Below are 21302 nucleotides of genomic sequence, written 5' to 3'. Positions count from 1 at the left end.
GAATAGCATAAAGGCCGTGGCAGCGCGTTCGAGCGATCCGGCGGTAGTCTCACTCGAGGATTCCCACAGTCGCCGTCGAGGCTCGACTGGCCGTCGCCGCCGTCGCTTCGAAACCCACAAACGCCGGGCACGCGAACTCGCGGCCAATGGAGCCACTCGAGCGGTATCGACCCATCGTCGACGATTTCGAGGCGTTTCTGGCCGCCTGCGAGCGGCCGCTCGGCAACGCCGTCCGCGTGAACACGATCAAGGCGTCGGTCGAGCGAACGCTCGCGGCCCTCGCCGACGACGGCGTCGCCTACGAACAGGCCGACTGGAACCCGCGAGTACTCCGCCTCGAGACCGATTCGCCGGGCTCGACGTGGACGTCGTTTCACGGCTTCACCCATGGGCAGGAGGAAGTCTCAGCGGTGCCGCCGGTTGTCCTCGACCCCCAGCCCGGCGAGCGAGTCTGGGACTGTTGTGCCGCACCGGGAGGGAAAGCGACCCAGATCGCGGCGCTGATGAACGACCGCGGGACCGTCGTCGCGAACGACAACAATCTCGGGCGTATCTCGGCGCTACGATTCAACGCGGAGCGACTCGGCGCAACGAGTCTGGCGGTAACAAACGACGACGCGCGCAACTACTCGCTGAAGCGGTTTTCGTTCGACGCGTTCGATCGAACGTTGGTCGACGCTCCCTGTTCCTGCGAGGGGACGATTCGGAAGAACCCCGACGCGCTCGACAACTGGACGGAAGACCACATCAGCTCCGTCGCAGGAATCCAGAAGGGGATTCTGCGACGAGCGATCCAGGCCACCCGCGAGGACGGCACCGTCGTCTACTCGACGTGTACCTTCGCCCCCGAGGAGAACGAGGCCGTGGTCCAGCACGCCCTCGAGAACGAACCCTGTCGCGTCGTCGACTTCGATCTCGGTCTCGACTACTCGCCGGGACTCGCCGAGTGGGACGACGAGACGTTCGACTCGAGCCTCGAGCGGGCGGCCAGAATCTATCCCCACCAGAACGACACCGGCGGTTTCTTCGTCGCGAAACTGGAGGTGACCGCCTGATGAGCGACGAAAACGACGGCCAGCGCTTCGACCGGCTCCCCGCGACGGACGCGGAGCGAACCGTCGAAGGCCGAGCCACCCGCGAGGCGGTCGTCGATTACTTCGACGAGCGGTTCGGTATTCCACCGGAAACGTTCGACGACTACACCTTCTGGGAGAAGGGCGCGGGAAAGATCTGGATCTACGCCGGCGAGGCGCCGACGCCCCTCGAGATCGAAGCCATCGGCATGACCTGTCTCCGAACTCGACAGGAACACTGGAAGCCGACGACGGACTTCGCCCAGCGCTTTGGCCGGCACGCGAGTGATTGCGTGATCGAACTCGACCGCGAGCAGGCCCGCCGGTTCGCGGCGGGCGAGGACCAGGAACTCGACTGGTGGGACGGCGACTGGGGGTATCTCATCGGCGCCCACGAAATCGGGGGCGAACTCGAGCCGCTGGGGATCGGACTCTACGTCCACGGCGAACTGCGCTCGGTGGTGCCGAAGGGACGTCAGCGCGAGTTGTAGCGGGTCGCCGCAGCCCCTCGGTTCTCGCACTGCAACGATTTCGGCGTTCGAACGACGGCTGTGCGATCGGGCGTGCAGTGACGAGCAGTAGCTGTGGCAGTGACGGTCGGCGATTTGCAGGGCTGACTCCAGTTGCCGGCAGGAGTGTTTTGCCGATAGGGTTCCACTAGGAACACGACGTGAGTCGCATCGCGAGTGATCACGGTGGACGTTGAAGAGGAGGAGCCACCGAGCGCGTCGCTGGACGATACGTCCGTCTTCGAACGGCTCAACGCCGAGGAGTTCGTCCGCTGGACGTTCCTGTACGGCGACCGTCGAGTGCTCTCCGGACTTCTCCTCGTCGCCGTCTTCGCCGCGTCGCTGCTGCTCATCCGCGGCGGGCTGATCACGCCCGCCGAAGAGGCCGATATCACGGCCACCAGTGCGGCGCTCGTCGGCGGCATGCTCCCCTTTATCACCGTCGTCCTCGCGATCAACCAGCTTATTCTCTCGGAAGAGTTCGGCTCGACGGGCGCGTTCTTCGAGCGACTCGAGGAGACCCGCGAGTATCGACAGCGGATCGAAAACCACACCGGCTATCGACCGACTCCCGCGGAACCGTCGGCGTTTCTCCGCGTGCTGATCGAGTCGAAACGCCGGACTGCACAGGGGTTACAGACCGTCTGCCGCGACGGCCCCGAGGATCTGCAGTCGCGAGTCGATTCGTTCGTTTCCCGGACCGAGCCGCGGGATCGGGACGCGATCCGGACGCTCGAGGGGACCACGTTCGGCTCGTTTACCGTCATCTCCGTGATCCTCCACTACAACGACCCGTGGCAGTTACAGATCGTCCGGCAACTCCGGGAAGGCCATCGCGACGACCTCTCGGACGCCGCGGACGGGCAACTCGAACGGCTCGAGGAACTGCTCGGCGACATCCACATCGCCCGGCAGTACTTCAAGACGGTGTACATGCAACAGGAGCTCGCCGACCTGTCGAAGATTCTGCTGTACGTCGGGTTTCCGACCCTGCTGGGCGGCGCGTTCATCATCGTCGCGTACGGGAATTTGCTGGCGATGGGGCTGCATGCGTCCGTCTACGCGCTGGTCGTGAGCGCGACCATTACAGCCCTGTTCAGTCCGTTCGCGGTTCTGCTCGTCTACGTCCTCCGAATCGCGACTATCGCCCGACGTACGGCCGCGGATTTCGGGCCGTTCGTCCTCCAACAGGAGCTGCCACAGGAAGAGACCGAGATCATGGAGTCGTCCTGAGTGGGACCGACGAGAGACGGAGACGAGGGGTCAGGACATCAGGGAGACAGCTCCGGCAGCCCGGCTTCGATCTCCTCGCGACGGTCCTCGAACCACTCGGGGAGGACGAGCCGTTCGCCCAGCGAATCGAGGTCCTCGTCGACGGTGTAGCCCGGTTCAGCGGTCGCGTACTCGAAGAGGACGGTACCGTGTTCGCGGGCGTAAACCGATTTGAACCACTTTCGGTCGATCACCTCCGTCGGTCTGAGATCGCGGTCGATCAACAGGTCGCGCCACGCAGGCTGCTCGTCCTCGGTCACCCGAAACGCGACGTGGTGGACGGTTCCGGCGCCCGGGATTCCGCGCCGGGCCTGCGGATCCTCGAGAACGTCGACGACGTAGCCCAGTTCGCCGTCGGCCTCGTAGCGCTTTCGCGTTCCGTCGCGGTCGGTCTGGCGATACCCCATCGCTTTGAGCAGGTCGCCGGTCCGGTCGCTGCTGGTCAGCGAGAGCGTCACGCCGAAGAAGCCGCGAATCGCGTGGGCGTGGGGAACCTGGCTCTCCGGGAGGTTCGCGGGCGGAGCGTCCGTTCGAGCGACTAACTCCAGCGGCAGCCCGTCAGGGTCGGTAAACGGGAGGACGGTGTCACCGAACCGGTCCCGCGGCTCGTCGGGCTCGGCACCCGCGTCCTCGAGTCGGCCACGCCAGTAGTCGATCGAGCCGTCCGGGACGAGAAACGACACTGCGTTCGCCTGGCCCGCGCCGACCTGACCGCGTCGGGCGTCGGTGTAGGGGAAGAAGGTCATGCTCGTACCCGGCGTCCCCTCGTGGTCCGCGTAAAACAGGTGATAGACCGAGACGTCGTCCTGATTGATGCTTTGTTTGACGAGTCGCAGGCCGAGCGTCTCCGTGTAGAACTCGAAGTTGCGCTGCGGATCGCTCGCGATGGCCGTGACGTGGTGGATTCCGGGGATGTCCTCGGGCATGCACGATCGTACGTCATCGGCCGGAATAACGCTGGGGGCGTCCGGTCTCCCGTCCGAGCCGCCACAGACGATCAACTCGACGCCGGCGGTAGCGTCGCCTCGTTGAACCAGAAGGCTTCGACCGCTCGCCCCAGTTCGGCGAACTCGTCGGGATCGCTCGGCTTGGTGAGATACGCGTTGGCGCTCAGATCGTAGCTTCTGGCGATGTCGTCCCTCGACCGGGAACTCGTGAGGACGAGCACGGGCGGCGCGGTGAGATCGGGATCGCTCTCGATCGTCTCGAGCACCTCGAAGCCGCCCGTTCGCGGGAGGTTGAGATCGAGGAGCATCAGATCCAGCGTCGAGGCTCGTTCGGACTGCTGCTCACGCAGAAACTCGAGGGCGGCATCGCCGTCGCGTACCGTATGAAACGTCGCCTCGACGGTCGCGTCTCTGAACGCTTCCTGAATCAGGCGAACGTCGCCGGGGTTGTCCTCGACGAGCAGGATCTGTACCGGTTCGGTAGTGCAGGAGTCGATCACGTCTGGTGTACGTATCGTCCCTGCAACCTCAGGGGGTTAAGGCTATTCACTAATAACATTGGTTTGAGAGTGTTTTTCAGGATCGATTATCGACCGGCACGGGCTACGGAACCGGCGAACTAATCACAAACTCTCTACGACGAGACCGATCGAAGAACGATTGTTTGCATTCGGTCTATTTCGTCCGGTTCGGCGACCGACGTCGTCGCCCACCGCGGACTGCCAGCGCAGGGCGTGTGGGGACACCGAGCCCACACCACCGACGAGTGAATCCTCCGGACGACTGTGGCGTCTCACCGCGGCGTTACGCGGGACCGCTACTCGCCGCACTCGCGTTCGACGAGCGTCCCCCCGGCAAGCCCCTCCCACTCGACGCGGTAGCCGAGTTCGGAGAGGATCGCACTCGAGTCGGTGATGCTCGACGCCTCGAGGACGGCTTCGGCGGCCTCGAGGTCCGTCCCGGGCTCGAGGTCGTCGGCGACCGACTCGAGGACCGCCGGCCGGACCAGCGTCCGGCCCACCCGCTCGTGCTCCGGAAACACCACGTCCGCTAGCGCATCCTCGCTCACGCCGCGACGGTCGGCGAGGGTCTCGAGCGAGACGACGTCGTCGTCCGGCCGCAGTTCGTCGGGAAGTGCGGCGGCGCTGTCGGCGACCAGTTGGCGTTCGTACTCCCGGAGGACGTCGACGACGGCTTTGACGCGGACGGAGCCGGTGTAAGGGACCGCTCGAGCGTCGCGCGCGGCGATTTCCTTGCCGACGCCCAGCGACTCGTCGACGGCGACGACCAGTTCGACGTCCTCGAGGGCCTCGAGCTGGGCGAGTTTCTTCTCGACGTACTCGGGCGTCCAGAACCCCATGATCTCGAAGTAGACGCGGAAATCCGCGTGGTGGTAGTCGAACGCGAAGTCCGGGATCATCACCCGCGTCCCCGTCGCGAGCGGTTCGGGTTCGCGCACGAGGTCCCACTCGAGGTTCAGCGCGGAAAAGCGGGCGGCAAAGTCCGCCTCGACGGTGCTGTCGAAGCTCACGTCGGCGATCGGTTCGGCGTCGGGGACCCGAACGGGATCCTCGTGGGTGAGGGCGAGCGTGTGCTCGGTCCCGCGGTCGTCGATCGTCGCCTCGAGGGACCACGTCTCGCTCTTCGCGACGGTTCGCAGGAGCCGTGCGAATCGGGTGCCGTACCGCCGCGTGGCTCGGAAGAGGTGGGTGGGGCCGGTGACGACGACCTCGCGTTCGGCGATTCCACCGTCGCCGTCGGATCCGGTCGAATCGTCGTCCAGACGCCGTATCTCGTACATCAGTCGGAGTCGCTTGATCGCCGAGATCAGCGCTTTCGGATCGCTCGAGCGGATCCGCAGCTCGGTCGCGTCGAACAGCGCCGTCTGGGTCAGCGAAAGGTTGTACCGGCCGAGTAGCTCCTCGGGATCCCACCGCGGTTCCACGGCGGCGAGGACCTCCCGTTCCTCGAGGTCGGCGTATAGCGCCGACTCGAGGTCGTCCGCCGAAACGCCGAGGGACTCGCCGGCGCGAACGAGCGCCATCGTCCGCTCGTCGTCGGTGACGACGCCGACCGCCTCGGCAGCTTCGAACGCCGCTCGTCGAGCGCGTTCGGGGTCGACCGTGGCGTCGGTCTCGAACGTTGCATCACGCTCGAGCAAGGCGGCAAAGCCCCGGACGAGTTTGAAGTCCTCCGCGTCGGCCTCGAGTTCGGTCAGGGAGTCCTCGAGCGTCGATCGTGATTCGCCGACGTGGCCCTGATACGTGCCGATGACGCGGGCGGCGAGCGGGCGGTGCTCGCGGCCGGCGAACCGGGGACGGTAGCCGCCACCGGCTCGCGAGACGCGAAGCAGGTCCTTCGTCAGCATTCGGCTACGAATCGGCGCGGGACGCCCAAAAGTAACGCGTTACCGCCCGGGGACCCACCGGCTTCGCGATGTCCTACAGGCACCGAGATTACGGCGGGTCGGGCCGAATGCCAGTTATGGACGATGCCGACCTCCGGATCGCGTACGAAACCCACGACGGGGTCCAGGAGCTGATCGACTGTCTCACCCACTCCCTCGAGTCGATCAGTCTGAACTTCGATCGCTGGAACGAACAGTACGTTGCGGGACCGGGAATGTACGTCGCCGTCGTCACCGGGCCCTCGATCGCCGACTTCGCGGATCCGATGGGGAACAACACGTGGCCGACCGACGAGTGTCGCGACGTCTGTCTGGACCTCGAGACCTTCTTCGAAACGGCGCGGGAGGTCGCGATGACGCGGGACGGTGCACTCGTCGTCAGCGTCGACGGCGTCGTCCAGGAGCAGATGGTCCGCTTTACCGATCTCATGCCCGGCGAACTCGAGGGCGTCACCGAAAGGGAGTCGGAGTACGAGGGCTGGATGGGGTCGCGACACATGAGCGCGCTGGATACGTCCCGCCGACCGAACGTCGTATCGACGCTGACGCTGAGCGAGGAAACCGGCCGCGTCACGATTTTCGAGGGCGGCTCGTTCGACACCAACAGACGATCGGAGCTCGGGGGCGAGTGGAACCCCCACGCCTACTCGTGACGGCTCGCGCGAAGCGAACTCGAGGCGACGGTCCTGTGGCCCTGTTCCATCCACATTTGCCAGCCGAACGCAATTAAGTCTCTCTCTCGTGTTCTTGGATAGGTTCGCTTTCAGAACCGGCCATTCGGAGGATTCTACGAGATTCATGAGCGTACGAGAATGTCCCTAGGTGGGATCGCTCTCGCGACGGACTTCGCGTTGCTAATCGTCGCCGCAGCCGTGCTGAGCTACGCGGCCAGACTGACGAAACAGCCGACGATCGTCGCGTACGTTCTGACGGGTGTCGTCGTCGGCCCGATCGGACTCGGCATCGTCGCCGAAGACCAGCTCATCGAGATCGTCGCCGAACTCGGGCTTGGGTTTTTGCTGTTCCTGCTCGGCATCGAGATGCGATTCGACGATATCAAGGAGATCATGCGTCCCGTCGGCGCGATCGCCGTCGGACAGGCGATCCTGCAGGCAGTCGCCTCGACGGCCGTCGCCCTGTTGCTCGGGTTCACGGTCTTTCAGTCGCTGATGATCGCACTGGCGACGACGTTCGGCGCGACGCCGATCATCGTCAAGGTCCTCGGGGACAAGGACGATCTGAAGTCGTTGTACGGCAAGGTCGACGTCGGCATCCTGATATTTCAGGACATCTACCTCGTGATGGCGCTCGCGATTCTGGCGGTCGGTACTGTCGACAACGTCGGCGAAATCGCGTTCAGCATCGGTCGCGTGTTCCTTCTGATGGGCGCGATCGGCGTCGTCGCCTATCTCGCGAGCAAATACTTCCTCCCGGCGCTGTTGCGGGCCAGCGCCGCCAACAAGAGCACGCTCTTTACCGTCGGCATCGCCTGGGCGTTTCTGTTCATCTTCGCGGCCGAAGCCCTCGATCTCTCCATCGAGATCGGGGCGTTTCTCGCGGGGCTCGCGCTCGCACAACTGCCCTACAGTACGGAGCTCAAAGAACGGATGCGCCCCGCGACGAACTTCTTCATCGCCATCTTCTTCGCGAGCATCGCGCTCCAGATGGAGATGGACCAGCTACTGGCCTACTGGCAGGAGGCGCTCATCGCGGCCACCCTGTTGATCGTCATCAACTTCTTCATCGTCTTCGGGCTCTTTTACAGCCAGAACTTCGACGTCGAAACGTCGTTCCTCGGGACGATCTCGATGCTACAGGTCAGCGAGTTCTCCCTGGTTCTGGGCGCGCTCGCGGTCGATCAGGGATTCATCGAGGAAGGCATCCTCGGCTTCCTCAGTCTGATGGCGCTGATTACGATGCCGATTTCGACGTACTACGTCATCTACAACCGTCAGATCTACGCGTACGTGAAACCCATCCTCGAGCGACTCGAACGCGAGGACACCGTCGAGGCCCAGCCGGTCGAGTACGACGACCACGCCGTGATCGTCGGCTACAGTCGACTCTCGGGCGAACTGGCCGAAATCGTCGAGGACGACGTCGACGAGGTCGTCTTCGTCGAGGATCGAGCCGAGTACGTCACGGAGCTTCAGGACGTCGAGCACGGCTTTATTTTCGGGAACGCCAGACACGGCGACATCCGCCAGGAGGCGAACCTCTCCGGCGCCGAGATCATCGTCAGCGTCGCCCAGCGGGCCGACGTCAACCTCCGACTGGTCGAGGATGCTCCGGACACGCTTTCGATCGTGACGGCGACGACCGAGGACGAGGCCACGGTTCTCCTCGAGAGCGGTGCCGACTACGTCGTTCTGGAGCGCGGTATCGTTGGCGACGAACTCGGCAATCTGCTCGAACTACTCGACGACCGCGAGGCGTTCGAGCGACGGCTCGCGCAACTGAACGAACGCGCCAGGAGTCCGCGAACAGACGAAACGACGGAATCGAATCGCTCGCATCCCGCGAGCGATACCGGCGGAGACGCCAGCACGACTGGCGGTGATACCGATGTATGAAATCCTCTTCGCACTGACGCTCATCTTCGGCCTCGCAGCCGCACTGTTGCTCGTCGCCGCCCAGAAGGGGCTGTCGGTGATCCCGTTTTACCTGCTCGCCGGCGTTCTCGCCGGGGTGGTGTTCGAGGGGATCGGATTCGACGAGACGCAACTGCTCGACCTGGCGCAGTGGGGTGTCGCCTTCCTCGTATTCCTCTTCGGGATCCACGTCGATGTCGAGGCGTTCCGGTCGACCGGACGGATCAGCGTTACAGTCGGTTTCGTACAGGCCGCACTCATCGGTACGCTGACCGTCGGCGTCGGCCTCCTGTTCGGTCTCGAGCCGCTGAACGCCGCCTATCTGGCCATCGCCGCCGCACTGAGTTCCTCGCTCGTCGCGACCAGCTACCTCGGCGACGAGAACGGGGCCCGGCCGACGTACGAACGACTCGCAGAATCGATTCACTTTACTGAGGATCTCTTCGGCGTACTCATCGTCCTCGGGCTGAGCGCGTTCGTCTACGCGGCGACGCCCGCCTGGGAACAGCTCGCAGTCGCCGGCGGTATCTTCGCGCTCGCACTCGGCATTCGGTACGTCGCTTTCCACCGGCTGACCGCTCGGCTCCGCGGCGACTCGGAAGTCATGATGCTGCTCGGCGTTTCGTTCGTGGTCGGCTTTATCGCCCTCGCCGAGGCCGCGAACCTCTCGATCGTCGTCGGCGCATTCGCCGCCGGGATCGCCATCGCCGACGATTACCCCCACTCGCTCGAGTTGGTCGACACGGTCGACGATTTAGAGGACTTCTTCACGCCGATTTTCTTCGTCACCGTCGGCGCGTTGCTCACGATACCGGGTCTCGAGACACTCGGATACACGCTTGCGCTGGTCGTAGCTGTCCTGATCCTGAACCCGCTGCTCGTCGCGTTCATCCTGCTCCGGACCGGGTTCGACGGTCGGACGGCGATCCTGACCGGCCTCACCCTCGATCAGGTGAGCGTCTTTAGCCTCTTTATCGCGCTCGAGGCGCTCGCCGCCGGCCAGATCGCCCGTCCCGTGTTCGACGCGATCGTCCTCGCCACGGCCATCACGATGATCGTCGCGACGTACACGGGTCGTCACGCCGGCACGATCAACCGCTGGCTGCGCGATCGCGGCGTCGTTCGTTTCCTCGGAGAACCGGTTGGCGATCGAACGATCGTCGCCGATGACCTCGAGGATCACGTCATCATCGTCGACTTCGAGCACGGCGGCAGGCAGGTTCTCGAGGCCTGTTCGTCCCTCGATCGACCGACGGTGGTCATCGAAGACAACCCCGTTCTCTTCGAGGAAGTCCGCGAAGAGTGTGAGAACTACGTCTACGGCGACGTACTGAACGAGACGGTATGGGAACTGGCCCAACTCGAGGACGCCGCGGCCGTCATCTCGTTGACGCCGGAACACGACCGCGCCGAAACGGTCGTCGACCTCGAGGCGGACGTTCCGCGGGTCGTCCGCGTCACCGAGACCGAGACGGCGGACGAGTTCCTCGAGCGCGGTGCGACGGGCGTCATCTATCCAGATACGATCGCCGCCGAACGCGTCGGTGACGACCTCGAGGCGCTGCTCGCCGAGGAGATTTCACGCGAAGCGTTCGCTGAACGGGGACGCGAACACTACGAGATTCCGTGACGGCCGGTTTCCGTGGGTATACCGCTTCGATTAGGATCTTCCTCAGTGAGCGACGGTACCGGCTGCTCCGCAACGCTACTCCTCGAACGCGCCCTCGAGCGGCGGCACGACCTGCTTTTTCCGAGACATGACGCCGGGCAGGAACGCTTCCTGACCGTCGAACGTGACGTCGAGCCCCGCTTCGACGGTCTCCGTCCGATCACCGGCGACCAGGGCGGTGGACTCCTCCTCGAGGAGGTCCGTGACGAGCAACAGGAGCACAGCGTACTCCCGTTCGTCGACGATGGCGTCCATCGCGTCGAGCACGGCCTCTCGCTGGGTCAACACGGCGTCCGGCTCGACCGTTTCGATCTGACCGATACCGACGTGGTGTGGCCCGAACTCGAACTCTTTGAAATCACCGAGAACCATCTCTCGAGGCGCTTTCTCCCCGAGTTTGCTCTTCTGTTGGAGCAGTTCCTTGCCGTAGGCTTCGTACTCGACGCCGGCGCTGTCCGCCAGCCGCTCGGCCGCGGTCCGGTCCGCCTCGGTGGTCGTCGGCGACCGGAGCACGACGGTGTCGCTCAGGAGTCCGCTCAATAACAGCCCCGCAGTCTGCGAGTCGATTTCGACGTCGGCATCGTCGTACAGCCCCGTGAGGATGGTCGCGGTGGAGCCGACCGGTTCGTTCCGGAAGAAGATGGGCGCGCTGGTCTCCACGTCGCCGATCCGGTGGTGATCGACGACCTCGATGATCTCCGCCTCCCGTGCGCCGGGAACGGTCTGACTGTACTCGTTGTGATCCACGAGAATCAGTCGGTCATCCGTCGCATCCTCGAGAAGCGCCGGCGCTTCGACGTCCCAGCGGTCCAGTACGAACTTCGTCTCCGGGTTGAGGGCACCGGCTCGAGCCGGGACGGCATCCGTTTCCTGGGCTTGCTTCAGCCGCGCGTACGCGATTGCAGAACAGACGGTGTCCGTGTCCGGTTGCTGGTGACCGATGACGTGAATGGCGTTCGACATGGTCGAACATCCTCTCTCCCACGGTAAGTAGATTGACTATCCGCCGCTGGGGTGGCAGTGTTGCGGTACGTTCTCGGCAGTCGGTCTCGATACGTACCGTTACCCGTTCGACGGCAATACGCAGTCGTCGATCGACTCGTACGGACCACTGGAACGAGGATGTCCCGAACTGGCTCGGGGACCCCCGAATCATGCATACGCATACTGTAGAACTAAGTGATGTTTTGTAGTGTATGAGGCCGTGTTACCGTCGTATTCTCGAGTAACGACTCCGCTCACCGAGAGTCAAGTCGATGCGCGATCGGCCACGAGTACGGAGACGGGTACGATCACGACCACAACGCCACCGGAGCTGAGCTACTCATGACTGCCATCGGCTATCACGCCTCACACGAGCAGTTCGCGCCGAGCGACCTCCTCGAGTGGATCCAACTCGCGGACGACCGTGGGTTCGACTACGCGCTCGCCTCGGATCACTTCCATCCCTGGAGCGAGCAACAGGGCGAATCGGGTCTCGTCTGGTCCTGGCTCGGCTCGGCCCTGGAAGCGACCGAGATGACGTTCGGGACGGTCAACGCCCCGGGCTATCGCTATCATCCCGCCATCATCGCACAGGGAGCCGCGACGTTGCGGGAGATGTATCCTGACCGGTTCTGGCTCGCCGTCGGCAGCGGTCAGATCCTCAACGAGGGGATCACGGGGACCGACTGGCCGGTCAAACGCGAACGAAACGCCCGCCTCGAGGAGTGTGCCGACATCATGCGACGGCTGTGGGAGGGCGAACAGGTGACCCACCACGGACGCGTCGACGTCGAGAAGGCGCAACTGTACTCACGGCCGGAAACGGCGCCACCGCTGATCGGCGCTGCGCTCTCGGAAGCGACCGCCGAGTGGCTCGCCGAGTGGGCCGACGGCATGATCACGATCGCGACGCCGGACCACGAGGACGACGCCAGCCGCGTCGAGGCGTTCAAAGAGCAGGCACCGGACAAGCCGGTCTATCTGAAGGCCCAGCACTCCTACGACGAAAGCGACGAGGCCGCCCTCGAGGGCGCCTACGAGCAGTGGGCCACCAACTGCGTCCCGGGGACGGTGACCCAGGAACTTCGGACGCCCGAACAGTACGACGAGCTGAAAGCGACGGTCGACGAGGAACAGGTCGCGGAGAACGTCCGCGTCTCCGCGGATCTCGAGGAGCATATCGAGTGGCTCGAGGCGGATCTCCAACTCGACGTCGATCGGGTGTTCCTCCACAACGTCAACACGAATCAGGAGGAGTTCATCGAGACCTTCGGGGAGCACGTGCGGCCGGAACTCGAGTGAGGAGGGATGCACTCGTTTCGGTACCGGCACGGAACGGACACGGACACCGACATCGACACTGACAGCGACATCAGCCCTGACAGACGACCGGTCTCGAGAGTCAGGGCTAACGGCGGACTCTCGTCCCGATACTCGCCTGAGGGTACAAGCCCGTGTGTTATCCGCGTTTCCGTCGTCTCTTCGTTGAGAAGCGATGACCGGAAAACACACCTGGGCGATTCCGGAGGGCTACATTCCCGCGGAGAGTACCGGCCCCGAACCCGAGATGGAGAGCCACGAGACCGTCTGTATTCTGAATACGAATGACGAGGAGGCTACCGTCGAAATTACGGTTTATTTCGCCGATCGCGGGCCGATCGGCCCCTTCGAGAAGACGGTTCCCGCGGAGCGAACCAGACACTTCCGATTCAACGAGTTCGAAGACCCCGAAAAGATCCCGAAGGGTGAGGACTTCGCGAGCGTGATCGAGTCCGACCTGCCGGTCGTCTGCCAGCGCACCCGTCTGGATTCCCGGCAGGCCGAGAACGCGCTGCTCACCACCATCGCGCATCCGGGTGAGTGATCGTGGTCTGATAGACGAGGCGTCGGGAAAGGAATGGGCGAACTGCCACCGTGAGCGCTCCGTTCGCAACTCTCTCGACGCGAGTCTATCGCGAATCGTCCCGCCGACGGCTCGAGACGCGTTCTTCGCCGGTATCCTTCGAGAGCACTTCGTAGAGGACGGCTCGGCTCCGGTCTGTCTTCGGGCGAAGGATCCGTCCGAGTCGCTGGGTAAACTCGCGTTCGCTGCCGCTGCCCGAGAGGACGACCGCGACGGATGCGTCGGGGACGTCGACGCCCTCGTCTAAGACGTTCGACGTCGCGATCCGGGTGTAGGTCCCCTCGCGGAACCGCTCGAGGATCTCCCGACGCTCCGCGGCTCCCGTCTGGTGGGTGATCGTCGGAATCAGGAACCGCTCGCTGACGTCGTACGCGAGGTCGTTGTGGGCCGTGAAGACGATCGTCCGCTCGCCGCGATGGTCGTCGAGAATCTCCTCGAGGGCCTCGAGTTTGGCGTCGCTGCCGAGCATGATCTCGCGGGCGCGCTGGCGGGCGAGCAGCGCCTTGCGGGCCTCGGGGTCGTTGCCGGAGCGTTTGACGAGTTCCTGGTAGTCCGATCCGCTTTGCATCCGGATGTTCGATCGCGCGAGGTAGTCCGTGAACGTCTCCTGATTGCGCTCGTAGGCCTCGCGCTCGGCGGGCGTAAGCGCCACCTCGAGTCGCTTTAGATCGTACGTCGCGAGGTGATCGCCCGCTAACTCGTCGACGGCGACCCGGTAGACCAGCGGGCCGGCGATTTCCTCGATGATCTCGTGAGCGTCGTCCGGACGCTCGAACGTTGCGGTGAGTCCGAGTCGGGCCGGAGCGGCGAGCAGGCGGGCGATCTCTCGGTATCCCTCGCCGCCGAGGTGGTGGACCTCGTCGAAGACGACGAACCCGAAGCGGTCGCCAACCGAATCGGCTTTCAGGTAGGCCGAATCGTAGGTCGAGACGGTGATCGGGCCGAAGCGCTGTTCGCCGCCGCCGAAGCGTCCGATCTCGCAATCGAACTCGTCCTCGAGTTCACGTTGCCACTGCTCGAGGAGGTCGATCGTCGGCACGACGACGAGCGTCGGCACCCCGAGCCGTTCGATGGCTTTCAGGGCGATGACCGTCTTCCCGCTGCCGGTTGGGAGTTCGAGCACGCCAGCGGGCGCTCGCGCGAGCGACTCGAGGGCGTGGGACGGGTTGCCGTCGCGCCAGCGATCGGTCTCGAGCCACGCCTCCAGGGCCGTCCGCTGGTACTCGCGGAGTTCGTACGCGGAGCGGAGCGTCGGCAGCGACTCGAGGCTGAGCACGCGGTCGTCGATTCGGTCGGCGTCGATATCGGCGTCCCACAGCGCGGCACGGACGTCGGCGTAGCGAAACGCGGGGCTCCGCCAGCCGTCGGTTCGGCGGTCGGCCTCGAGAGCGGGAACCGACTCGCGGACGGCGGTCAGCGTCGCTCCTTCGAGGCCGTCGATCCGGACGGTGCCGTCCTCGTACCGGAGCGTGATCGGTGTCGACGCCGACGCCGCGCGTTCGTCCTGGGGCCGCGTCACGGTCCGTTTTCGGGACGGCACGAACAAATATTGTCGGACTCGCGGCGATCGACTCGAGGTCGGCGGAGCTGAGACCACCGTACCTCAACCCTTTTATTACCGCTGTTCGTTGACTGGCATATGAACGAAGACGAGGGCACGGACGCTTCCGCCCAGGGTGTCCCGTCCGAGGAGCAATCCGACGACGGCGATACGGCCGACGTCGAATCTGCGGCGACGGAAACGGAGGAATCGAACGGCGAATCCGACGCCACCAATGCGGATTCGACGAACGCAGACGACTCGACCGAGGACGCGACTGCGACCTCCCAGCAGGGGTCGGGAACGGGATCCGGAGCGGGTTCGGACTCGGGGACCGAGTCGGAATCGAAGATTACCACCGAGGCAACGAACGCGCCCCAGACGAGCGAGGACATCCAGCAACTCCTCGACCGCGTCACCGAGTTCGACGACGAACTCGCCCACAAGGTCAACGCCATCGTCGAGGAGGCTCGCGAGCTAAACGGCACCGTCAAACACCAGCGCCAGGAACTCGAGGATCTCAGCGAACGCGTCGAGGAACAGGCCGAGACCATCGGCGACCTACAGGACGAACTCGACGCGCGCGACGCGCAACTCGAGGAGTCCGAGGCGGAGATCGACGACCTGAAGAGTCGACTCAAGCGCAAGCAGGCCGACTTCCAGAACTACAAGAAGCGGGCGAAAAAGCGCCAGGACCAGATCAAAGACCGCGCGACCGAGGACCTCGTCGAACGACTGCTCGGCGTCCGCGACAACCTGAAACGCGCACTCGAGGAAGATAGCGGCGACGCCGAGAGCCTGCGCGACGGCGTCGAGATGACGCTGCGGGAGTTCGACCGCATCCTCGAGGACGAGAACGTCTCGGAGATCGATCCCGAGCCCGGAACCGAGACCGACCCGCAACGGCACGAGGTCATGATGCAGGTCGACAGCGCCCAGCCCGAAGGGACCATCGCCGACGTCTTTACACCCGGCTACGAGATGGGCGACAAGGTCATCCAGAACGCGCAGGTGACGGTCTCGAACGGCGAACTCGAGGGTGAGGAAGCCGACGAGGGAGACGACGGCTCCGAAAGTGAGAGTGGAGATGAGGGGACGAGCGACGAGGCGGACGATTCGACGGTCGACGGCGCTACGGACGGTGCGGACGATGACGACGATACCGAGGGCGCGATCGAACTCGGCGGCGAGATCGCGAGCGACGAGACGGACGCCGACGAGGATGCGTCCGAAGACGATGCGACCGCGGACGAATCAGATGTGAACGCAGCCGACGAGACAGATAACTAACTGATAATACTGCCGGCCAACTGCGCTGTTCCGGCGAAGATCGAAATTCTATTTGGAGCGTTTCAGACGGTGAGAGTACCGTCTATGGCCGTCTCGAGATATTTTATTCTGACCCCGATACTCCCTAGTAACCTTTAAAACAAAGTGCGCACAATAGCCTCCACGATGGCGAGCAACAAAATTCTTGGAATCGACCTGGGGACGACGAACAGCGCGTTCGCGGTGATGGAAGGTGGCGATCCGGAGATCATCGTTAACGCCGAAGGTGAGCGGACGACGCCCTCCGTCGTCGCGTTTACCGACGACGACGAGCGCCTCGTCGGCAAACCGGCGAAGAACCAGGCGATCCAGAACCCCGAAAAGACGATCGCGTCGATCAAGCGCCACATCGGCGAAGAAGACTACACTGTCGAGATCGAAGACGAGGAGTACACGCCCGAGCAGATCTCGGCGATGATCCTCCAGAAGATCAAACACGACGCCGAGGAGTATCTGGGTGACGAGGTCGAGAAGGCCGTCATTACGGTCCCCGCGTACTTCTCCGACCGACAGCGCCAGGCGACCAAAGACGCCGGCGAGATCGCCGGCTTCGAGGTCGAGCGCATCATCAACGAGCCGACGGCCGCGTCGATGGCCTACGGCCTCGACGACGACTCCGACCAGACCGTGCTCGTCTACGACCTCGGTGGCGGTACCTTCGACGTTTCTATTCTCGATCTCGGCGGCGGCGTCTACGAAGTCGTCGCAACCAACGGTGACAACGACCTCGGTGGCGACGACTGGGACGGCGCGATCATCGACTGGCTCGCCGAGGAGTTCGAAGCGGAACACGGCATCGACCTCCGCGACGACCGACAGGCGCTCCAGCGGCTCAAGGACGCCGCAGAGGAGGCCAAGATCGAACTCTCGAGCCGAAAGGAGACCGAGATCAACCTTCCCTTCATCACCGCGACGGACGACGGTCCGATCCACCTCGAAGAGTCGCTGACCCGTGCCAAGTTCGAATCGCTTACCAGCGACCTGATCGATCGCACCGTCGAGCCGACCGAGCAGGCACTCGAGGACGCCGGCTACGAGAAAGACGATATCGACGAAGTCCTCCTGGTCGGTGGCTCCACGCGAATGCCACAGGTCGCGGAGAAAGTCGAAGAGCTGACCGGCAAGGAGCCCCAGAAGAACGTCAACCCCGACGAAGCCGTCGCGCTCGGCGCGGCGATTCAGGGTGGCGTTCTCGGCGGCGAGGTCGACGACATCGTCCTGCTCGACGTGACGCCGCTCTCGCTCGGTATCGAGGTCAAGGGTGGCCTCTTCGAGCGACTCATCGAGAAGAACACGACGATTCCGACGGAGGAGTCGAAAATCTTCACCACGGCAGCTGACAACCAGACCTCCGTGCAGGTCCGCGTTTTCCAGGGTGAGCGCGAACTGGCCGAGAAAAACGAGATGCTCGGCGAGTTCCACCTGACCGACATCCCGCCGGCGCCCGCGGGGACGCCACAGATCGAGGTCACGTTCTCGATCGACGAGAACGGCATCGTCAACGTAAGCGCCGAGGACAAGGGTACCGGCACCAGCGAGGAGATCACCATCGAAGGCGGCGCTGGCCTTTCGGACTCCGAGATCGAGAAGATGCAGGAAGAGGCCGAGAAACACGCCGAAGAGGACAAACAGAAGCGCGAGCGCATCGAGGCTCGCAACACGGCCGAAGCGACGATCCAGCGCGCCGAAACGCTGCTCGAGGAAAACGAGGAGGTCGACGACGACCTGCGCGGTGACATCGAAGCGGCCGTCGAGGACCTCGAGGAAACCATCGACGACAGCGATTCCGACGCCGAGGACATCGAAGCCGCGACCGAAGATCTGAGCAAGGAACTGCAGGAGATCGGCAAGCAGATCTACCAGGAAGCCGGCGCGGCGGGCGCTGGCGGTGCCGCGGGCGGCGCAGCTGGCGGTGCTGCAGGTGCAGGTCCAGGCGGCATGGGCGGCGGTCCGAACCCAGGCCCCGAAGGCGCTGCCGGCGGCGAGGGCGAGGAGTACGTCGACGCGGACTTCGAGGATATCGCCGACGAAGTCGAGGACGAGGACGACGAGTAAGTCGTCGTACTCAGCCCGCAGCGGTAGTCTGACGCAAGCACTGCACCCGCGAGCGACCAACGGGAGCGAGCGGCCTTTTTCATCGAAGTTTTTGCGCGAGGGTGAGCGAAGCGAACCTGAAGCGTAAAAAGTTCGGTCTTGGAACGTTCGTTTCAAGTGGCTCAACCGAGTATCGGTTTGACAACGAATGAGCGAGGACTTCTACGACGTGCTCGGCGTAAGCCCCGACGCGTCAACCGAGGAGATCAAACAGGCCTACCGGACGAAGGCGACGGAGTATCATCCGGACGTCAGCGACGACCCTGACGCCGAAGAGAAGTTCAAAAAGATCCAGAAAGCGAAGCAGGTACTGACCGACGAAGAGAAACGCAGCGCCTACGACCGGATGGGCCACGACCGCTACGAGCAGGCCGAAAAGCACGGCTTCGACGCCAGCGAAGGCGGCGCTGGCGGCGGGATGGGCGGCGGCCCGTTTGGCGGGATGGGCGGCGGTGGCGGCATGGGTGGCGGCGGACTCGGCGACATCTTCGAGCAGGTCTTCGGCGGCGGTGGCGGCGGCCGCGGCCGACGCCGTCCGCGCAAGGGCCGCGACCTGCGAACCGAACTCGAGATCGATCTCGAGGAGGCCTACGACGGCGCACAGAAGCAGTTTACCGTCGAGCGTCCCGAGGAGTGTGACGTCTGCGAGGGCGAAGGTCATCCGCCGGATGCGGACGCCCAGACCTGCCCGGAGTGTCAGGGCCGAGGGCAGGTCACCCAGGTTCAGCAGACGCCGCTGGGTCGCGTCCAGCAGACGACGTCCTGTCCGCGCTGTGAGGGCGACGGGACGCTGTACTCCGAGACCTGCGGCGAGTGCCGCGGCGAGGGGTACGTCCGCAACGAGGCCACGCTGACCGTCGAAGTGCCCGCGGGGATTCAGGAGGGCCAGACCCTCCGAATGGAACGCGAGGGCGCACCCAGTCCCGAAGGCGGGCGTCGCGGCGACCTGCTGATCGACGTCTCGATCCGCGACCACGAGGAGTTCGAACGCCAGGGCGACGATCTGCAGTACCGACTGCCGATCTCGTTCCCGCAGGCCACCTTCGGCGACACCGTCGAGGTGCCGACGCTCGACGGCAGCGTCGAACTCGAGATTCCCAAGAGCACCCAGAGCGGCGAGACGTTCCGGCTCGAGGGCAAGGGGATGCCACGACTTCGGGGCCGCGGCCAGGGTGACCTCTTCGTGCAGGTCCAGATCGTCACCCCCGAGAACCTGAACGAGGACCAGCGCGAGGCCCTCGAGGCGTTCGCGGAGGCCGGCGGCGACGAAATCGAGGTCAAGGAAGGGTTCTTCGAGAAGATCAAGCGGGCGTTCTAATCGGACAGTAGGCAGGAGGTTCCTCGCTCCGTTTTGTTTCCGGTGACGAGCGGATAGCGATTAGTGCTGATCGGTACTTCGAGCCCAGGGGTCTCTCGAGTGAGTCGAAAACGGATCTCACTCGTCGCAGAGATCCTCCGACGCCGTGTAGTCCAGTACTTCGTCGAGAAACCGGTGGCCGTAGTACCGAACCGTTTCCGAACGGGGGTCGTAGTCGAGGAGTTCCGTCTCGGCCATCTTGGGGAGGTGCTTCTGGTGAAGCGCGATGGAGATTTGGGGCGGATCGGCTTCGATATGGGCACTCATTTCGTCGACGAGTTCATCGATAGTCGTCGGCTCGTCCGTCTCTAAGTGCTGTAACAGCACCCTTCGCTGCCGATCCGAGAGGATATCGAAGACCGTATCCAGATCGGACGGCGACTGTGCCCCTTCCTTTTCTTCTTGAGACGAACTATTGCACTTAACGTCTGACATATTCCAGTTGAGCTATTATTCTGGGGAGTAAAGGATTTGTGGAGTTTTACCACGGGTGAGAATGACACTCTCCAGGGGATTATTGCTCAAACTATAGCAATATTGACAGCACGTCAGATCTTGTTTCTCGTCGGCGATTACCTCGCAGACTACGAAGTGATGGATATCTCCGGACGTCCGACGGTGTCCTCGAGGGATAAACAGGGCAGTTCCTCTGAGACGGTCTGCTGTAACTGTGTACCGAAAGAAACCACGAGCATGGGTTGTAGAGACGACGTACAGCAACCGTACGAGGCCGAGCCATCCTTCGGGAAGCTCAAACGCCGTCGTATGACGGCCCCTGAAGCCAATCTCGTCGGCTCGAGTCGGCGCGCTTTTTTCGGCCGGGCGCCGAGTGGGACGTATGACCGCCGCGACAGTCGACGAGCTACTCACGCGCGAACTGCGGGACGATCGCACGGCACTCGTCGATGCGACGGGCCGGGAGTTCGATCACCACTGGTTGTGTACGACGTCCTGGAAGGCCGGTAACTTCCTCCGACACTCCGGCGTTCGGAACGGCGTCACCGTCGGTATCGTCGGGTCGAACCCGCTGGCTTTGCTCGCGTTCTTCGGGACGACACTGCTCGAGGGTACCACGCGCTTCGACCCGCCGACGGACCTCACGGAGGTGGAGGCGTTCCGTGCGCTCGTGGCACCCGTCAGGGATCTCGAGTCCGGCAGCTACGACCTCCCGCGCGGTGCCCAACGGGTCGGCTACGGAACGAATCCCGAGGAACCCGACATCCACCACTTCGACGCCGGCGTCTGGAGCGAGAATCCCGCTTTTCCGCCGCTCGATATCGACTCGGACACCGCGATGTTGACCGACGGAGCGGAAACGTACACCCACGAGGACGTTCTCGAGGCGGCTCGTGCGGTCGTCGAGGAGTTCAGCCTCGAGACCGGCGACCGCGTCGTCGTGCGCGACTCCCTGTCGGACCCTCGGACCGTGGTCGCAGGCGTCATCGCGCCGTTGCTCGCCGAGAGCGTGATCGTCCTTTCGGGGAACGACGAGAGCACGGCAGCCGAACGTGGCGAGTACGCGGTCTCGGGGGAATCCGTTCCCGAACCGACTCGCATCGATCTCGACGGCGTCTCTCTAGACGAGAACTGACTACCGGACCGCTATACGGTCCCCTCGCTGGAGAGC

The 21302-nt window shown here is 64.0% G+C and carries 18 protein-coding genes; 12 read left to right on the top strand and 6 right to left on the bottom strand.

Annotated elements, in window-relative coordinates:
* Positions 1-146 precede the first annotated feature (146 nt).
* The 3 genes from GS429_RS03500 to GS429_RS03490 all read left to right on the top strand — a co-directional run bounded on the left by GS429_RS03500 (position 147) and on the right by GS429_RS03490 (position 2815).
* Positions 147-1055, top strand: coding sequence for an RsmB/NOP family class I SAM-dependent RNA methyltransferase (locus GS429_RS03500; RefSeq protein ID WP_160062762.1), 909 nt, complete (start codon positions 147-149; stop codon positions 1053-1055).
* Positions 1055-1564 (top strand): DUF7122 family protein, encoded by a 510-nt coding sequence (locus GS429_RS03495; protein WP_160062760.1) that lies wholly within the window; start codon positions 1055-1057, stop codon positions 1562-1564. Before GS429_RS03500 ends, GS429_RS03495 begins: the two co-directional genes overlap by 1 nt.
* 204 nt (positions 1565-1768) lie before the next feature.
* Entirely contained in the window at positions 1769-2815 is a 1047-nt protein-coding gene (locus GS429_RS03490) for a DUF7972 family membrane protein (RefSeq protein WP_328821222.1), read from the top strand.
* 38 nt (positions 2816-2853) lie between these two features.
* Here GS429_RS03490 and GS429_RS03485 read toward each other — a convergent pair whose 3' ends face one another.
* From GS429_RS03485 to GS429_RS03475, 3 genes are all read right to left on the bottom strand, one after another.
* Positions 2854-3780, bottom strand: a complete 927-nt coding sequence (locus GS429_RS03485; RefSeq protein WP_160062758.1) for a VOC family protein — start codon at positions 3778-3780, stop codon at positions 2854-2856.
* A 71-nt stretch (positions 3781-3851) separates the two neighbouring features.
* The gene (locus tag GS429_RS03480; protein ID WP_328821221.1) at positions 3852-4301 is read right to left on the bottom strand and encodes a response regulator; all 450 of its coding nucleotides are present in this window, start codon (positions 4299-4301) and stop codon (positions 3852-3854) included.
* Between the two features lie 317 nt (positions 4302-4618).
* Complete coding sequence (locus GS429_RS03475) at positions 4619-6169, bottom strand: DUF790 family protein (protein WP_160062756.1); 1551 nt, start codon at positions 6167-6169, stop codon at positions 4619-4621.
* 116 nt (positions 6170-6285) lie between these two features.
* Between GS429_RS03475 and GS429_RS03470 the strand changes: the two genes are divergently transcribed.
* The 3 genes from GS429_RS03470 to GS429_RS03460 all read left to right on the top strand — a co-directional run bounded on the left by GS429_RS03470 (position 6286) and on the right by GS429_RS03460 (position 10429).
* Positions 6286-6861, top strand: coding sequence for a diadenylate cyclase (locus tag GS429_RS03470; protein ID WP_160062754.1), 576 nt, complete (start codon positions 6286-6288; stop codon positions 6859-6861).
* Positions 6862-7020: 159 nt separating this feature from the next.
* Positions 7021-8781 (top strand): cation:proton antiporter, encoded by a 1761-nt coding sequence (locus GS429_RS03465; protein ID WP_160062752.1) that lies wholly within the window; start codon positions 7021-7023, stop codon positions 8779-8781.
* Complete coding sequence (locus GS429_RS03460; RefSeq protein ID WP_160062750.1) at positions 8774-10429, top strand: cation:proton antiporter domain-containing protein; 1656 nt, start codon at positions 8774-8776, stop codon at positions 10427-10429. The genes GS429_RS03465 and GS429_RS03460 overlap by 8 nt, the downstream gene beginning before the upstream one ends.
* A 75-nt stretch (positions 10430-10504) precedes the next feature.
* On the opposite strand, the gene GS429_RS03455 is transcribed toward GS429_RS03460, so the two are convergent.
* Positions 10505-11431: a manganese-dependent inorganic pyrophosphatase gene (locus GS429_RS03455; protein WP_160062748.1), complete on the bottom strand. Its 927-nt coding sequence runs from the start codon at positions 11429-11431 to the stop codon at positions 10505-10507.
* A gap of 363 nt (positions 11432-11794) precedes the next feature.
* Here GS429_RS03455 and GS429_RS03450 point away from each other — a divergent pair, with 363 nt between their 5' ends.
* Together GS429_RS03450 and GS429_RS03445 are read left to right on the top strand one after the other, a co-directional pair.
* Complete coding sequence (locus tag GS429_RS03450) at positions 11795-12754, top strand: TIGR03885 family FMN-dependent LLM class oxidoreductase (RefSeq protein WP_160062746.1); 960 nt, start codon at positions 11795-11797, stop codon at positions 12752-12754.
* Between the two features lie 193 nt (positions 12755-12947).
* Positions 12948-13316: a sensory rhodopsin transducer gene (locus GS429_RS03445; RefSeq protein ID WP_160062744.1), complete on the top strand. Its 369-nt coding sequence runs from the start codon at positions 12948-12950 to the stop codon at positions 13314-13316.
* An 85-nt stretch (positions 13317-13401) separates the two neighbouring features.
* Here the strand turns inward: GS429_RS03445 and GS429_RS03440 are convergent, their stop codons facing one another.
* Positions 13402-14874 (bottom strand): DEAD/DEAH box helicase family protein, encoded by a 1473-nt coding sequence (locus GS429_RS03440; RefSeq protein WP_328821220.1) that lies wholly within the window; start codon positions 14872-14874, stop codon positions 13402-13404.
* 120 nt (positions 14875-14994) lie between these two features.
* Between GS429_RS03440 and grpE the strand changes: the two genes are divergently transcribed.
* From grpE to dnaJ, 3 genes are all read left to right on the top strand, one after another.
* Entirely contained in the window at positions 14995-16185 is a 1191-nt protein-coding gene (gene grpE / locus GS429_RS03435) for a nucleotide exchange factor GrpE (protein ID WP_160062740.1), read from the top strand.
* Positions 16186-16350: 165 nt separating this feature from the next.
* Positions 16351-18279, top strand: coding sequence for a molecular chaperone DnaK (dnaK, locus tag GS429_RS03430; RefSeq protein WP_160062738.1), 1929 nt, complete (start codon positions 16351-16353; stop codon positions 18277-18279).
* Positions 18280-18466: 187 nt separating this feature from the next.
* Positions 18467-19636 (top strand): molecular chaperone DnaJ, encoded by a 1170-nt coding sequence (gene dnaJ / locus GS429_RS03425; RefSeq protein WP_160062736.1) that lies wholly within the window; start codon positions 18467-18469, stop codon positions 19634-19636.
* Positions 19637-19753: 117 nt separating this feature from the next.
* Here the strand turns inward: dnaJ and GS429_RS03420 are convergent, their stop codons facing one another.
* The gene (locus GS429_RS03420) at positions 19754-20110 is read right to left on the bottom strand and encodes a DUF7344 domain-containing protein (RefSeq protein WP_160062734.1); all 357 of its coding nucleotides are present in this window, start codon (positions 20108-20110) and stop codon (positions 19754-19756) included.
* Between the two features lie 403 nt (positions 20111-20513).
* Here GS429_RS03420 and GS429_RS03415 point away from each other — a divergent pair, with 403 nt between their 5' ends.
* Positions 20514-21266 carry a hypothetical protein gene (locus GS429_RS03415; RefSeq protein ID WP_160062732.1) on the top strand — a complete coding sequence of 251 codons (753 nt, stop codon included), beginning with the start codon at positions 20514-20516 and terminating at the stop codon, positions 21264-21266.
* Positions 21267-21302 lie beyond the last annotated feature (36 nt).

Source organism: Natronorubrum halalkaliphilum (genome assembly GCF_009834785.1).
Taxonomy (GTDB): domain Archaea; phylum Halobacteriota; class Halobacteria; order Halobacteriales; family Natrialbaceae; genus Natronorubrum; species Natronorubrum halalkaliphilum.
The sequence above is the reverse complement of the archived record's forward strand: the minus strand, read 5'-3'. Positions and strand labels throughout refer to the sequence as shown.